Below are 14,790 nucleotides of genomic sequence, written 5' to 3'. Positions count from 1 at the left end.
TGGATCAGAAGGCTCTGGAAGAAGATGCCCGTTATGACGGGAAGTATGTTCTCAGAACCAACTCCCAACTGGACACCGCAGAGGCAGCCCTGGCATACAAAGAACTCTGGCGGGTGGAAAGGGCCTTCCGGGAATTAAAATCCACCCTTGATTTAAGGCCAATCTACCACTGGAAAGACCGCCGGGTAAGGGCACATGTCATGGTTTGTTTTCTGGCGCTGGTGTTGGAATCGGCTTTTTACCGGTATCTAAAGCTGGCCGGCAGCCAGGTTGAATACTTGTATCTCATGAGAGATTTAAAAAATCTAAAAGCCGTCGAGTTAACCCTGGAGGGCATAAGATATTTGTGCCGAACTGAATTACCAGGAAATGCTTTTCAAGCTTTTAAAGCATTAGGAATAGGAGTTCCAAATCATGTAAGAATCATTAATTAGCATATCTACCACAATAAGGAAAAATGTTGTGGCACGCCAACTCGTTATGTCCCGGAAGCCTTGATTTTCCGGGGTTTTATTGGGATTGGGTGTTAAAGTTCAGATATAGCCTCTATCTGTTCGGCTTCCAGATAGCCGTTGAGAGGATGAATTAAGACGGCGTAAGTACCATCCAGTTGCTGGATAAATCCCTTGTTGGCGTACTTTCGAACCATAACGACTTCTCACCTTCTTGTACCAAAAAGAAAGAGTATTTCTTTTCCTAATCAGCCAATTCGGCCACATCTACAGGACACATCTACAAAAGTAATGTAACATAGAAAAGGTTGCTCGTCCAATCAGTTTATCTTATGTGTGTTATATATGCCCTAATATAACCGTAATATAGCCATAATATAAAAGTATCATACCTGTGCATTTTCATTTTTACCCAACCCGGCTTCTTCTGCTCGGCTCTTACCTCCAGACAGCCACCTGCAGCCGGTCCTTGAACCCGCCCCGTGGCATATTCTCACAACCTGGTCATTAAATGAATGTTCAATAAGCAAGACCATGGAATTGCGCAAGCAATCCTCGAAAATTTATTCTTGGTGGCCTTTGCGTGGTTGACTTCCAAAAAAATTTTTACATTGCGGGAACCTTTTTCAGTGTTATTCGTCATAATTAATAAGTCAAGCGTTGAAATATTAAAAACATTAAATAGTTTAAATGAAAGAGGGAAGACGGATGATGTTGTCTAGATCTAACCCCGGGTTTAAGTTATTTATCTTCTTACTGCTGGCGATAACCGCAATAATTTTCCTGGTTGCGGGAACGGCCTTTGCCGAAAAGGCCGTCAGGCTCGTGGTAGACGGTAAGGAAATCAGCCCGGACGTCCCGCCCCAGCTAATTGACGGGCGTGCCGTGGCGCCGGTCAGGGAGGTTGCCGAAGCGCTGGGGGCGAAGGTAGCCTGGGATGCCGGAAGCCGGACCGTAAAAGTGGTTGCCGGCGATTGGCTTGGGCAGTTGGCCGGGTCCCTTGCCCGGGCCGGAGACGAGTTCAAGCCCGCGCCGGACGTGAAAGGAGAAGTGAAAAAGCTCTGGCGGGTGGGCGAGCGTTGTTTTTTACTGGAGCACGTCTGGAATATGGATTACAGTTACTTCCTTTGCGACGCAGAGACGGACGAAAAAGATTTGATCGTTGGTTTTCTGGAAAGCGCGCGACTCAAAGAGGCCGGGGATGACGAACTTGTCTTCGTCGCCAAAGGAGGCGGTGATTGCGGCGATTACAGCTTCCCCTACCTTTTGCGCTACGATGTGGAAAACAAAAAATTGTCCCGGGAAGAGTTATACCTTACGCGCTCCGTCGCTTTCGGGGCAAGCGGATCCTGGGAGCACGTCTTTAAAGGCGTAAGCTTTAAAGACGGAGCGGTTGCCCTGGAGCTGGCCGTTGCCCCGGAGCAGGTGCTGGCCGGAGGGCATAAAAGGCCTTTTACTGTCGTTGACCGCCGGCACGACGGTTTAACCGTCCGCATCTACGGCGTGCGTTGTCCAAAAAGCAGCAAGGGCGAGCTCAAACCTGATCACCCGCTGATTGAAAGGATTTCCTGGCGGGCGCTGCCGGCTCAAGAACCTGTGGCCAATGAGGATCTTCTGAAGGAAGACTTCCCCTACGGCGCCGCCCTGAAAAGCACTGCCGCCATCCAGGGACCTTCCCTGCTGGTTGAGATAGATACAAAAGGTGAACCGGTCTATAACATTGACACCAGCAGCACCCCGAACCATAAGCTGACCTATATCGTAAAAATTAAATAGCAGTCCTGTGACAGGAGAGTTCTTTAGCCAGTTGTGCTCGGGGTTGGCCCTGGCCAGGTGTAAATTGGATTGGCCTTACGTCCCTCTCAAGATTTTTATTTGTGATGATGGTGATTTCATGAGGGGAAGGCAAACCTGCTTAAACCATTGGCTGCTGGCGGTAATCTTTGCTCTGGCTTTTCTGAGCGGCTGCCGGCCCGGTAACGTACAGGAGGAAGCAGCCGCCCCCCATCCGGAAGAAATTAGCCCGCAAGGCATTTACCTCGTAGCTTCGCCCCTGATAGTCAAGCCGGGCGACGAGGTTTCCGTCGCTTTGAAAAGCGATCGCCGGTTCGAAATCAAGGGGGAACCGGCGCTGGGTTTATTCCGCCCGGAGATTGGCCTGGTGAAAAACTACGGCCGGATGAAGGAAAATTATGCCCGGGTGAAAATCCCCCCTGATCTGCCGGCGGGAAACTATTATTTTCTCGCCGCCGACCCGAAATTTCGCGTCAACAGCGGGGTGGGTACTCACGCCTGTATCCGGGTGGTGAACCCGGACATCCTCCCCGTTGATCCCGGGAAAGCGCCCCGGCGGCTGGTTGCCATGGCTACCCCGCTGTACGGCCGGCCCGAAGCTGCCGCGCCCCCGTACCATATTTTATCTCCGGGGGCGGTGGTGAGGGTGCTGGCGGTAAAAGAGGCGGCCGGGGAACAGTGGTACTGGGCGCAGGTTAACGTTTACGAAACCGGGCGGGAAAGAGCCGGCTGGCTGAGGGCCGCCGCCACCGTGCCGGTTACCCCGGAAAATTACCGCACCGCGCGGGAGGTAAGGCTGCGCCCGGGTGCAAAATATTACGAGCACGAACGTTTTCGCCGGGGGGACGCGGGTGCTCCCGGAGAGTGGCACCTGCCAGACGAAGTGCTGTGGATAGTGGAGAGGCGGGAGAAGATGGTGCGCCTGCGGCCCTCCGGGGACATCGTGCTGGCCGTGGACAAAGACATCTGGGCCGCGGAAGCGGATCTGGTCTACTTCCGGGGCGATCTTCGCGAAGAGGAGGAACACTGATGGGAAAGCCCGGCCTCCTCACTGGCCAAAGGAGAACGGGCTTTCTTGCTGCGCATTTTCATTGTTATTTGCAGTAATTTTATATTACAATGAATCCCAAAGGATTTAACGATCTTTTTAATTTTAAAAATGAATTTCACTTCCATAAGGGGGAAACAACTGATGACAGACCAAAATCAAGGAGAAATAAACTTACAAAAAATGAATATTTCAAACAGGTCATGGTTAAAGAAAGTTGGTATTTCCCTGGTTATTCTCTCTTGTGTTTTCTATGGTGCTTTATTACTTGTACCCTTTACCCCTTATACAGTAAGTACAAAAGCATTAATATCCTCAATACTTGTTATTTCAGGAGAAGCATCGTTCTGGCTTGGCGGTTTTATACTAGGGAGAGAAATTGTCATGAAATATAGAAAATACCTGAATCCATTGCATTGGTTTAAAAAGAAAACTGACTCCAGGTAAGAATTACTATGTCACATTTTTAACAAAATGCGCCAACCGGTAACGCCGGTAAGTGGCGTCATTGTCACGTACAATAGCAGCCGTATTTGGGTATAATTATCGCCCTATGGGGCGATGCCCCGCTCGAACCACAACACAGGGCTACAGGTTTTCAGGGGCGGTTTTCCACAAGTTCAGTTTTACCACCGTGGTCTGGCGGGGTAAATTACTTCTGTCCACCACCAGTTCTTCCTGTTCACCGTAGCCGGGGAACATTTTGAGAAAATCAGTTACCGGCGCTATGGGGAAATCGACATAAGCGGTCTTGTAATGCATGGGCAGAACATAGGGCGGGGACAGCAGCCTGACCAGCTCCGCCGCCTCGCCGGCATCAATGGTATAGTAGCCCCCCACCGGAACCATTAAAACGTCAACCGGCCCCAGCGCCTCCACCAGGGCCTTATCCGGCAGGTGGCCCAGGTCCCCCACATGGCATACCCTCAGCCCTTCACTTTCCACCACGAAGATGATATTGTTACCCCGCTGGCTGCCCTGTTTCTTATCATGGTAGGAATTATGCCCCGTGATCTTGATCTGGCCGAAAACATGTTCCCCCGCCTCCTGCACCACCTTCGGGTTACCGGGAACCGTTTTCACGGCGTTATGATCAAAATGCTGGTGGCTGACGGTGACAATATCCGCCGGAATACGGGGGAGGGGATAACCCACCGTTTCATCAAAGGGGTCGGTCACTATCCTGGTATTGCCTTCCGTGGTTATTAAAAAACACGCATGGCCGAGCCACTGGAACTTCATCCATAACCCTCCTTATCTATTAGAGTCAGATTAGCAGGAAAGCCGGCCTGAGCTGGCCCAAAATGCAGTAACTGCGCCGGCCGCACTTTATTGAATATTCTTTCTCTTTCCGGAAGCCGTAATCCTCCTGACCTGCGGGAAAAAAGCAGCCCGGGCCATATGACCCGGGCCGCTTCCGGGCGTATGTAAGCACGCAGGGCCGGTGCGGCAGAAGGCACAGGAAGCTTTTTTATGGCTGCTCCCGCGGCCGCATTAAGGGGAAGAGGATCACATCCCGGATGGACGGGGAGTCGGTCAGCAGCATGACCAGCCGGTCGATGCCGATGCCCAGGCCGCCCGCCGGGGGCATGCCGTACTCCAGGGCGGTAAGGTAATCCTCGTCCATCATGTGAGCCTCCTCGTCCCCCGCCCGGCGCTTCTCCAGCTGTTTGAGGAAGCGGGCCCTCTGATCGAGGGGATCGTTGAGCTCGGAGAAGGCATTGGCCATCTCCCGGGCGTAAATAAACAGCTCGAACCGGTACGTCAGGGCGGGGTCATCCTCTTTGCGCTTGGCCAGGGGTGAAATTTCAATGGGGTAGTCCAGGATAAAAACGGGCTGGATCAGCTGCGGCTCCACCTTCTCCTCGAACACCTTGTTCAGGACGGTGCCCCAGCCGTCCGTTTCCTCCACCTCCACCCCCAGTTCCCGGGCTGCCCGGCGGGCCTGTTCCCCGTCTTCCCGGTACCGGTTGAAATCAAGACCGGTATGCTCCTCCACCGCCTCCAGCATGGTCTGCCTCTTCCAGGGCGGCGCCAGGTTGATCTCCACCCCCTGGTAGGTAATGGTGGTGGTGCCCAGCACCTCGGAGGCCACGGTGGAGATCATTTCTTCCGTCAGGTCCATCATATCGTGATAGTCGGCATAGGCCTGGTAAAGCTCCAGCATGGTGAATTCCGGGTTGTGCTTGGTGGATATGCCCTCGTTGCGGAAGTTCCGGTTTATTTCGTAAACCTTTTCAAACCCCCCCACCAGCAGGCGCTTGAGGTAAAGTTCGGGGGCAATGCGCAGGTACAGATCCATATCCAGGGCGTTGTGGTGGGTGATAAAGGGCCTGGCTGCCGCCCCGCCGGCGATGGGGTGCATCATGGGCGTCTCCACTTCCAGGAACCCGCGCCTTTCCAGGAAATTGCGTATTGCATGGATCACCCGGCTGCGGATGACAAAAGTTTCCTTTACCCCGGGATTGACGATCAGGTCCAGGTAGCGCTGGCGGTAGCGCAGGTCCACGTCCTTTAAACCGTGCCACTTTTCCGGCAGGGGGCGCAGGGACTTGGCCAGCAGGGTCAGCTCCCCCACGGCTACGGTAACTTCACCGGTCCGGGTTTTAAAAACCCGGCCCCGCACACCGATGATATCCCCTATATCCAGCCGCTGAAAAAGGTTATAGGTTTCGGCACCCACGTCATCCTGGCGCAGGTAGATCTGGATTTGACCCGAAACGTCCCGGAGGTTGCCGAAACTGGCCTTGCCGTGACCGCGCCGGGCCATCAGGCGTCCGGCAATCCTCACCTCCTGCCCCTCGCACTCGTCATAGTGCTCGACAATCCAGGCAGCAAGGTGGGTGCGGGGGTAGCGACCACCGTAGGGCTCAATCCCCCGGGCCTTTAATTCCTCCATCTTTTCCAGGCGCACGCGCATCAATTCGTTTAAATCGTCCGTTCTGAGTTCTGTGCTTTCCTTATCCGACATATCATTCCTCCGGCTCTTCCCTTTAGCGTATGTCCAGTATCTGGTATTTCAACAGGCCCGCAGGCACGGAAACCTCCACGATGCTCCCCTTGCGCTGGCCCAGGATGGCCTTGCCCACGGGAGACTCGTTAGAAATTTTATGAGCTCCGGGATCGGCCTCCACGGAGCCAACAATGGTGTATTCCACCTCATCGCCGTATTCCAGGTCCTTGAGGAGGACAGTGGAACCGAGGGTCACCTCATCGGTTCCCGCCCGCTCATCGTCGATAACCCTGGCGTTGCGCAGCATCTGCTCAAGGGTTAAAATGCGGCCTTCTATAAAGGCCTGTTCATTTTTGGCGTCCTCGTATTCCGAGTTTTCACTGATATCTCCAAACTCAATGGCCTGCTTGATACGGGCGGCTACCTCGCGGCGGCGGGTGGTTTTAAGCTCTTCCAGCTCTTTTTCCAGCTTCTCCAGGCCTTCGCGGGTTAGAATTACTTCTTTTTCCTTCACTTTTTATCGACTCCTTTGCACTTCTCTGCCCGGGCCTGCACCCGGGGCAAAAGCCCACTCCCCCAACGACACTGAAAGCACTGCAATGAACGGACTCATTGCAGTGCCCATGGTTACCAGCAACCTTTCCCCCAATTATAAGTAGGGTTTTTCCCTTTGTCAAGGGGCTACCCCCACAAGTTGCTGCTCCCCCAGCGCGTTAAGGCGGCTTTCGGCCCGGGCCCGGATGCGCTCGATTTCCCGGGGATCAATGGCCCGCTCAAAGCTGCGCAAACCGGCCAGCTTGAAGCCGTGTTTTTGGGCCAGGGCCCTGATTTCCTCCACCTGTTCAATGGTTATGTCACGCCCCAGGGAAAAATTCTCATACCTCTTCTCCAGGGCCAGGATCATGGTCTCGGACATACAGGCGTAGGCCGTGCCGGGCGGAAAGCCGAAATTGAAGTTAAAATTGACCTCCCCGGGCACCTCCACCACGCCCCCCTCAATGACCAGCACATCGTCCCTCTGCTCGGCCACCTGGCGGCTCACATTGCGGGGGCGGGAAACGTCACACACCACAGCCCCCGGCAGGAGGTCCTCCGGCCCGATGAGGGTGTCCACCGCGCTGGTAACGGCTATCACCACCTGGGCCGTCCGCAGGGCCTTCTTCACGTCGGAGGTAATGGATACCGCCAGGCCGGTTTCATAAAGAATTTTTGCCGCCAGCTGTTCCAGCCTGGACTTTTCCCGGGCCACCAGGGTCATCCTGGTGGCCTCCCGGGCCAGCATGCGGGCGCAAACACTGCCGATGGAACCGGTGGCGCCCAGCACCACAATATGCGCCCGGCGCAGGTCGTGCCCCATCAGGCGGGCCGCTTCCTTCGTCCCTTCGATGGCCGTGGCCACAGTATAGCTATTACCCGTGGTCACGGCTATATTCAGGTTTCTGGCCACGGTTATGCCCGCATCTCCCACCACGGAAGTAAAGGCTCCCAGGCCGACAATGCCGGCCCCCAGCTTTTCGGCCACGCGCCCCGCCTGTATTATCCGCTCCAGCACAAAATCCTCCGGAAGCTCCAGCATCTGCCTGGCGGTCAGGGGGCAGGCCACGAACCAGCCTTCCGCTTCCCCGCAGGGTGTCTTCACCCCGGTAATATGGGACACCTTCATGGGAGGTATCATCTGAAAGGCCTTTTCCACCCAGCGCCCGGGAAGGTAACGGGTAAAGGGGAATTTCCTGGCCACATCCCGGACGTCCAGAGGGTGAATGATGAACGCGAATTTTTCCACAGGGCTCACCTCGAATTCACTCTATGGTGGTTTCAATGCCTGACCGCCCGGACCAGTTCGACAATCTCATCCGGGTTGACGTACCTGTCTTCCTGGATGGGCGACTCGCCGATTTCGTAGCCGATGACGGGCTTATCCAGCACCGCCTCAAATATTTTTATTCTCCTGCTGGACCCGATAACCACCACCTGGTCGTAGCCGTGGGCGGTGGCTATCATTTCCATGAGGGTGTTGAACAGCTCCAGGCCGCTCCTGCGGCGCAAAAAATCCCAGCGTTCGGCATCGGTCATCAGGAGCACGAAATCCACCCCTTCCTTTTCCAGGGCGGAACGGAGCTCCTCCTTGTTCTTGATGGGAAAACCAATAACAGCAATCCGCCGGCCCTTGCGCACTTCCCCCAGCCCCTCCAGCCGGCTCACCAGCGTCCGGTCCACACCCAGGCGCCCGGCCACATCCGCCTGGGAAAGGCCCATGGCCCGCAGCTCCAGCATTCTGGAGATGCAGCGGTCAATGCGCCGGCGGCTGATGATCTTGTCGCCAATGCGGATAAGGTCCACGGAAAACCACACCACCCATTATATACCGGCAGGGAATTAAATATGTGCACATTTTTGTGTACAATTTATTTTATCAGCGCTTTTCCTCCAGGGCAAGGCAGAAAATCCCACAAACAAAAAAAAGCCGGCAGCAGCACCGGCTGTTTTACGGGCCATCCCCTGCCAGGATCCCCGTTAATATATGCCTCATTTCCTCCACCGTGGCGGCCCGGTTTATTTTCTCCCGCAGCCGGGCGGCCCCCCGCAGGCCCTTCAGGTACCAGGCAGCATGCTTGCGCATCTCCAGCACCCCGATGTGCTCCCCCTTGAAGGCAACCAGGAGGTCGAGGTGCCGCAGGGCGGTGCGGACCTTTTCCTCCCAGCCGGGTTCGGGCAGGAGCTCGCCGGTGGCCAGGTAATGCACCGTGCGGGAAAAAATCCAGGGGTTGCCCATGGAGGCGCGACCGATCATTACGCCGTCGCAGCCCGTCTCCTCCAGCATCCTCCTGGCGTCCAGGGGCGTGCGCACATCCCCGTTGCCGATCACCGGGATGCTCACCGCCTCCTTCACCCGGCGGATGATCTCCCAGTCGGCCCGGCCGCTGTAAAACTGGGCCCTGGTGCGCCCGTGTACGGTCACCGCCGCGGCTCCGGCCGCCTCCACCAGGCGGGCCAGCTCAACGGCGTTCACATGCTCGTCATCCCAGCCCTTGCGCATTTTCACCGTTACGGGCACCTTCACCCGGGCCGCCACCCGGGAGACAATTTCGGCGGCCAGTTCCGGGTTCCTCATCAGGGCCGCCCCCTCGCCGTTTTTGACGATTTTCGGCGTGGGGCAGCCCATATTGATGTCGATAATGTCGGCACCCGCGGCAGCCACAATCTCCGCCGCCCGGGCCATGTACCCGGGGTTGGAGCCGAAAATCTGCACGGCCAGGGGCCCGCCTTCCCCCCCGCGCTCGAGCATGACCAGCGTGCGGGGGTTGCCATAAATCAAGGCCTGGTCGCTGATCATCTCCGAAAAGGCCAGCCCGCAGCCGGCCTCCCGGGCCAGGATGCGGTAGGCCCGGTCGGTGACCCCGGCCATGGGGGCGGCAATTACCCGGTTGGCCAGTTCCACGCTGCCAATCTTCATCCTCACCGTCATTTCACCGCCGGCAGATTGCGCTCGTAGATCAGGCGCAGGCCCTTTAGGGTGAGCAGCTGATCCACCCGGTCGATGGTGCGGGACTCCCGGGCGATGAGCTCGGCCAGCCCCCCGGTGGCCAGCACGGTGGGGTTTCCCCCCAGCTCGGCTTTCATCCGGCGCACTATTTCATCCACCTGCCCCACAAAGCCGAAGATGATCCCCGCCTGCATGCTGCTGACGGTATTCTTGCCGATAACCGACGGCGGCCTGACCAGCTCCACCCGGGGCAGCTTGGCGGCCCGGGCGAAGAGGGCCTCGGTGGAAATGCCGATACCCGGGGCGATGGCCCCGCCCAGGTATTCCCCCCTGGCCGAGATGGCGTCAAAGGTGGTGGCCGTGCCGAAATCCACAATGATCAGCGGTCCGCCGTACAGCTCGTACCCCGCCACCGCGTTGACAATGCGGTCGGCCCCCACCTCCCGGGGGTTGTCATATTTAATGGCCAGGCCCGTTTTAATTCCGGGCCCCACCACCAGGGGCCTGACCCCGAAATACTTCTCGCTCATCTGCTCCAGGGCCAGCATCAGGGGGGGCACCACCGACGAGATCACCAGGGCCCTGATATCCCGGCGGGAAATGCCCGCGTACTGGAAGAGGTCCCGGAGCAGCATCCCGTATTCATCGGCCGTCCGGTGGGGGTTGGTGGACAGGCGCCAGTGTTCCAGCAGCTCCTGGCCTTTATATACCCCCAGAACGATATTGGTATTCCCCACGTCAAATACCAGGATCATCGCCTTTTCACTCCTTTTCAGAGTAATTCTACCAGAGGGCCGCGGGCACCGCAATAAAATGTCCGCGGCAGAAGTGGCCGCGGGAAAAAAATTATGATATTATGAAATAATAATTATTATAGCAAACCGGAGGTTGACCGCAGTGGATGAGCGCATTCCCCGCATGAAAGCGGACATTTTAAAGGCCCTGGCCCACCCCACCCGGGTGAGCATCCTGGAGTGCCTGCGGCAGGGGGAGCGGTGCGTCTGCGAGATCATTGAGGAGCTGGATATGGAGCAGTCCAACGTATCCCAGCACCTGGCGGTGCTGAAAAAACTGGATATCGTCGACTCCCGCAAGGAGGGCCTGCGGGTGAACTACCGGGTGAAGTACCCGGAGGTTTTCCAGATCCTCGACCTGCTGGACGGGGTGCTGGTGTCGCAGGTGGAGGATACCATGACCACCCTGAAGGGCCTGCGGAAGAAAAAAGACGGCCTGCGGTAAACCATTTAAGGTGCACAGGTTGACAACTTGAGGCGGCGGTTTTAAAATTTTAGAGAGAAATTCCAGCTGATCCTGCGAGGTGCCGGCTCTTGAAGGAACGGGTCCTGGAACTGCTGAAAAACGGATACCCCGACTTTGTTTCCGGCGAGGCCATCTGCCGGAGCCTGGGCATTTCCCGCACGGCGGTATGGAAGCACATCCAGGCCCTGCGGGGGGCGGGTTACGACATCGAGGCCGTGCCCCACGCCGGCTACCGCCTGGTGAGCGTCCCGGACCGCCTCTACCCGGCGGAAATCACCCGGGGCCTGGCCACAGCCTTCCTGGGGCACAAAATTTACCACTACGACCGGGTGGAGTCCACCAACCGCACGGCCCGGGAGCTGGCCTCCCGCGGAGTCCCCGCCGGCACCCTGGTGGTGGCCGAAGAGCAGACCGGTGGCCGGGGGCGGATGGGCCGGGGCTGGTTCTCTCCCCACGGCCTGGGCATATGGTGTTCGGTGATCCTGCGCCCCGCGGTGAACCCCATGGACGCCCCTCCCCTGACCATGCTGGCGGCAGTGGCCGTGGCCCGGGTGCTGCGCCGGGTGACGGGGGTGGAGGCCGGTATCAAGTGGCCCAACGACCTGCTGGTGGGGGAGAAAAAAATCTGCGGCATTTTAACCGAGCTCTCCGCCGAAATGGAAAGGGTCAACTACTTAATCACCGGCATGGGCATCAACGTCAACATTGACCGCCACCAGTTCCCCCCGGAGCTCCGGGAGACCGCCACCTCAGTGCTGGCGGAAACGGGGCGGAGGGTTTCCCGGGTGGCCCTGCTGCAGGATCTGCTGGCCGAACTGGAATACTGGTACACCCTCTGGGAGAGGGAAGGGTTTGCCCCGGTGCTGGCCCGGTGGAAGGAGATGAGCGTGACCCTGCACCGGCCGGTGAAGGTATTCACCTGGAAGGAAAGCTGGGAGGGCTGGGCCGAGGATGTGGCTGCCGACGGCTCGCTGCTGCTGCGCCTGCCCGGCGGCGAGTGCAAAAGGGTGGTCAGCGGGGAGGTGAGCCTGCGGACCAGGTAGGGCCCCGCGCGGAGGGCATCCCCTCACCGTAACGGGCGGGAGGGGTTACTGCACCCCTTTGGTTAACTATATATATTTCTATGGTTAACTATTGACCCGGCAGACCCTGCTTTCCCGCCGCCCCGGCCCACGCCCGTTCTGCCGTGCCCGGCCGGGCCGGGATACAGCCGGCAGATCAATCAACTGCTCAATAACTTTAAAGGAGGTAACCCGCTATGAAACTATCCCCCCGCGACATGGCCCTGGCCGCCCTCTTCGCCGCCCTGGCGGCCGTGGCGGCCATGCTGTCCCGTTTCTTCATCACCCCCTACGTGCCCTTCAGCCTGGTGCCCTTCGTGGTCATGCTGGCCGGCGGGCTTCTGGGCGCCCGGGTGGCGGCTTTAAGCATGCTGGTCTACGTGCTGCTGGGCCTGGCCGGCCTGCCGGTCTTTGAGACGGCCCCCTTCGGCGGCCCGGCTTACCTGCTTAAGCCCACCTTCGGCTTCCTGCTGGGCTTCATCGGCGGTGCCTGGGTGACGGGGGCACTGGCTCCCAAACAAAAGGACCCGGGCGTGGCCCGGCTGTTCCTGGCCATGGCCGCCGGCCTGGCGGTGATCTACCTCATCGGCCTGCCCTACCTCTACGTGATCCTGAATTTCTACCTGGGCCAGACCTTCTCCGCCCTGCAGGTGCTCAAGATCGGCTTCTTCCCCTTCATCGGTTTCGACCTGCTCAAGGCCGTCCTGGCCGCCGTGCTGGCCCGGCTGGTCTACCGGCGGCTGCACGGCTTCAGCAGCGAGAGCGCCGGCCGCTCCGGTTAGGCCCCGGCAGGCCTGGACCTGCGCCGGGCGCACAGGAAGGGGCCGGGGCAGTTTTTATTGCCCCGGCCCGGAAATTGCCCTGACCATGCAGTTTTATTCATTTACAGGAACTGCCCCTGGCCTCGCCGACCTCGCCTTCAGCCCTACCCTTGATTAACCCGCGCATTTCTGCCTGCTGCTGCATCTCTTCAAGGGTTATTTCCAGGTTCGTAATCATCTTTTCCACCTCCCACGGGTTGACTTCGCTTACAATCCTGTCAACCTTTTCCCGCAGCGGCCCGGGCAGCCTGGCCTTGAATAGGAACTGAACCGGATACTGAACCTGAACCGTGTTCGCCAGTGAAAAGAAAAAGCCCCCTGTCGCGGAGCCGGGGAGCGATTGGTAAGTTAATAAGTTAGGTGCCTGGCACCATGTATCTCCTTTTTCAGCGATTCTATTTCGTCAGCCGTCAGGCCGGTGGCCTTGATGATAATATCAGTATTCACGTTAAGCAGAAGTAGGTTCTTTGTTATTTCCAATTTGTCCATTTTCCCTTTTAGCAAGGCATTTTCTTCCATCTCATTAAGAACTATTTCCAGGTTAGTAATCATTTTATCCACTTCCCGGGGATTAGCGTCTTCCAAAGCATGGGCTGCTTTTTCCCGCAGCTTTAACTGCTTTTTCAAGAATTCTATATCATTGAACCTTAACCCTGTGGCTCTAACAATAGTATCAATGTCTAAGTCGAGTAGGAGCATGTTTTTTGCTACTTCCATTTTACCTTTCAATTTACCTTCCTTAATAGCCTGTTCCCGCACCTCGTCCAAGGTCATTTCGGGATTTATAATCACCTTTTCCACCACTTTTTCACCTCACAGGGATTCTTCAAGCAGCTGTTCCGTAAGTTCCAGCAATTTCACCAACCGTCAGCTATTGCTACAACTGCTTTTTTAGGGGTTCTATCTCATTAATCGTTAACCCTGTTGCTTTAGCGATGATGTCAGTATCACACCATCGTCAGGCTCTCCGGAACGCCCAAAAAAATGAAAAGCCCGGATTTATTTCCATATGAACATTGTGACAATTTTCTCATTATTTTTGACAACACTAAAACAAGCTTCAAAACTTTATGCTTGATTTTATTTTAACTTGAAATCGGTAAGTAACCAGTAATACGAGTCACCCTGGCAGACTTATTACCATCATGAGGAAAAGGAAACTTGATACAACCCGTATCTGGCAACAACTTATATGGTGGATTTCAAAGCCGGCACCTTCTTTGCTAGATTGTATCACATCGTGATACTATCTAGCAACATAATTATTATCCTTACGCCGCCTTTCCACTGCCTATATAAGAACCCTACTGGCCTTCCCGCCGCTCAGAACCGGTAGGATCACATTGGCGTTTACGGCGATTTTCCCTGAAAGCTGTAAAATCCTCAAGCACCTCTTCTTGGGGTATTGACATGTGGCGGGGCTGAGCCGGTAACTAAATGACGCTGATTGGCGAAAAAAAAGAAAACCTCCGCCAGCGCATGGCCGACAGAGGCCGCCAGATAAGTTAATAAGTCAAGTGCCTGGCACCGTCCATTTCTTACTTACTTGACAACAGTTGTGTAATGTGTAATAATTAAGTGTGTAATAACTATAGCTTAAGGTGATGCTTGTATGAGGCGCATGCAGGTGGTAGTGGAAGAGTGGCAGTACCAGTTCCTGCGTGAACTGGCCGCCCGGCAGGGCCGCTCCATATCAGCCGTTTTACGGGAACTCATTGCCAGCAAGGCAAATAAAAGCGGACAAAACGCAAAGGAACCTCTTCTCGAAGCAGCAGGGATCGCCCGTGAGCCATTACTCAAAAACTTGATCAGCGAAAGTTTAGATGAAGCTCTTTACAGGACGTGATATGTTGCGGCAGATTTTAGTGGATACCAGCTTTTTTTACGCCCACGCCTACGCAGACGACCCCCATCATC

At 56.3% G+C, this 14,790-nt stretch carries 17 protein-coding genes; 8 read left to right on the top strand and 9 right to left on the bottom strand.

Annotated elements, in window-relative coordinates; genetic code table 11:
• On the top strand, positions 1-434 hold a 434-nt coding region (locus BR83_RS16085), incomplete at its 5' end, for an IS1634 family transposase (RefSeq protein ID WP_034635556.1).
• A gap of 92 nt (positions 435-526) precedes the next feature.
• Here the strand turns inward: BR83_RS16085 and BR83_RS17780 are convergent.
• Positions 527-649 carry a hypothetical protein gene (locus tag BR83_RS17780; RefSeq protein ID WP_278244225.1) on the bottom strand — a complete coding sequence of 41 codons (123 nt, stop codon included), beginning with the start codon at positions 647-649 and terminating at the stop codon, positions 527-529.
• Positions 650-1,160: 511 nt separating this feature from the next.
• Between BR83_RS17780 and BR83_RS16500 the strand changes: the two genes are divergently transcribed.
• The 3 genes from BR83_RS16500 to BR83_RS17225 all read left to right on the top strand — a co-directional run bounded on the left by BR83_RS16500 (position 1,161) and on the right by BR83_RS17225 (position 3,741).
• On the top strand, positions 1,161-2,228 hold the full coding sequence (locus BR83_RS16500) for a copper amine oxidase N-terminal domain-containing protein (RefSeq protein ID WP_084327270.1): 1,068 nt from the start codon (positions 1,161-1,163) through the stop codon (positions 2,226-2,228).
• Between the two features lie 118 nt (positions 2,229-2,346).
• On the top strand, positions 2,347-3,276 hold the full coding sequence (locus BR83_RS0113670) for a hypothetical protein (protein ID WP_157833027.1): 930 nt from the start codon (positions 2,347-2,349) through the stop codon (positions 3,274-3,276).
• 162 nt (positions 3,277-3,438) lie between these two features.
• A complete protein-coding gene (locus BR83_RS17225) occupies positions 3,439-3,741 on the top strand; it encodes a transporter suffix domain-containing protein (RefSeq protein ID WP_027357537.1) in 303 nt (100 codons plus the stop codon).
• A 141-nt stretch (positions 3,742-3,882) separates the two neighbouring features.
• On the opposite strand, the gene BR83_RS0113660 is transcribed toward BR83_RS17225, so the two are convergent.
• The 7 genes from BR83_RS0113660 to BR83_RS0113625 form a co-directional block, all read right to left on the bottom strand.
• On the bottom strand, positions 3,883-4,536 hold the full coding sequence (locus BR83_RS0113660; RefSeq protein ID WP_027357536.1) for an MBL fold metallo-hydrolase: 654 nt from the start codon (positions 4,534-4,536) through the stop codon (positions 3,883-3,885).
• Between the two features lie 229 nt (positions 4,537-4,765).
• On the bottom strand, positions 4,766-6,265 hold the full coding sequence (gene lysS / locus BR83_RS0113650) for a lysine--tRNA ligase (RefSeq protein ID WP_027357534.1): 1,500 nt from the start codon (positions 6,263-6,265) through the stop codon (positions 4,766-4,768).
• A gap of 22 nt (positions 6,266-6,287) precedes the next feature.
• Positions 6,288-6,761, bottom strand: a complete 474-nt coding sequence (gene greA / locus BR83_RS0113645; RefSeq protein WP_027357533.1) for a transcription elongation factor GreA — start codon at positions 6,759-6,761, stop codon at positions 6,288-6,290.
• A 159-nt stretch (positions 6,762-6,920) separates the two neighbouring features.
• On the bottom strand, positions 6,921-8,030 hold the full coding sequence (locus BR83_RS0113640; RefSeq protein ID WP_027357532.1) for an SDR family NAD(P)-dependent oxidoreductase: 1,110 nt from the start codon (positions 8,028-8,030) through the stop codon (positions 6,921-6,923).
• Positions 8,031-8,062: 32 nt separating this feature from the next.
• On the bottom strand, positions 8,063-8,587 hold the full coding sequence (locus BR83_RS0113635; RefSeq protein WP_027357531.1) for a hypothetical protein: 525 nt from the start codon (positions 8,585-8,587) through the stop codon (positions 8,063-8,065).
• 145 nt (positions 8,588-8,732) lie between these two features.
• Complete coding sequence (dusB, locus tag BR83_RS0113630) at positions 8,733-9,701, bottom strand: tRNA dihydrouridine synthase DusB (protein WP_027357530.1); 969 nt, start codon at positions 9,699-9,701, stop codon at positions 8,733-8,735.
• Positions 9,702-9,709: 8 nt separating this feature from the next.
• Positions 9,710-10,486, bottom strand: coding sequence for a type III pantothenate kinase (locus tag BR83_RS0113625; protein ID WP_027357529.1), 777 nt, complete (start codon positions 10,484-10,486; stop codon positions 9,710-9,712).
• A 142-nt stretch (positions 10,487-10,628) separates the two neighbouring features.
• Between BR83_RS0113625 and BR83_RS0113620 the strand changes: the two genes are divergently transcribed.
• From BR83_RS0113620 to BR83_RS0113610, 3 genes are all read left to right on the top strand, one after another.
• Positions 10,629-10,970: an ArsR/SmtB family transcription factor gene (locus BR83_RS0113620; protein WP_027357528.1), complete on the top strand. Its 342-nt coding sequence runs from the start codon at positions 10,629-10,631 to the stop codon at positions 10,968-10,970.
• Positions 10,971-11,059: 89 nt separating this feature from the next.
• Positions 11,060-12,034 (top strand): biotin--[acetyl-CoA-carboxylase] ligase, encoded by a 975-nt coding sequence (locus BR83_RS0113615; protein WP_027357527.1) that lies wholly within the window; start codon positions 11,060-11,062, stop codon positions 12,032-12,034.
• 215 nt (positions 12,035-12,249) lie between these two features.
• Positions 12,250-12,834, top strand: a complete 585-nt coding sequence (locus BR83_RS0113610) for a biotin transporter BioY (RefSeq protein WP_027357526.1) — start codon at positions 12,250-12,252, stop codon at positions 12,832-12,834.
• Between the two features lie 387 nt (positions 12,835-13,221).
• Here BR83_RS0113610 and BR83_RS0113595 read toward each other — a convergent pair whose 3' ends face one another.
• Positions 13,222-13,674: a hypothetical protein gene (locus BR83_RS0113595; protein WP_027357525.1), complete on the bottom strand. Its 453-nt coding sequence runs from the start codon at positions 13,672-13,674 to the stop codon at positions 13,222-13,224.
• Positions 13,675-14,485: 811 nt separating this feature from the next.
• Here BR83_RS0113595 and BR83_RS0113590 point away from each other — a divergent pair.
• Positions 14,486-14,719 (top strand): hypothetical protein, encoded by a 234-nt coding sequence (locus BR83_RS0113590; protein WP_027357524.1) that lies wholly within the window; start codon positions 14,486-14,488, stop codon positions 14,717-14,719.
• Positions 14,720-14,790: the final 71 nt, after the last annotated feature.

The organism is Desulfofundulus thermocisternus DSM 10259 (assembly GCF_000686645.1).
Lineage (GTDB): Bacteria > Bacillota > Desulfotomaculia > Desulfotomaculales > Desulfovirgulaceae > Desulfofundulus > Desulfofundulus australicus.
The sequence above is the reverse complement of the archived record's forward strand: the minus strand, read 5'-3'. Positions and strand labels throughout refer to the sequence as shown.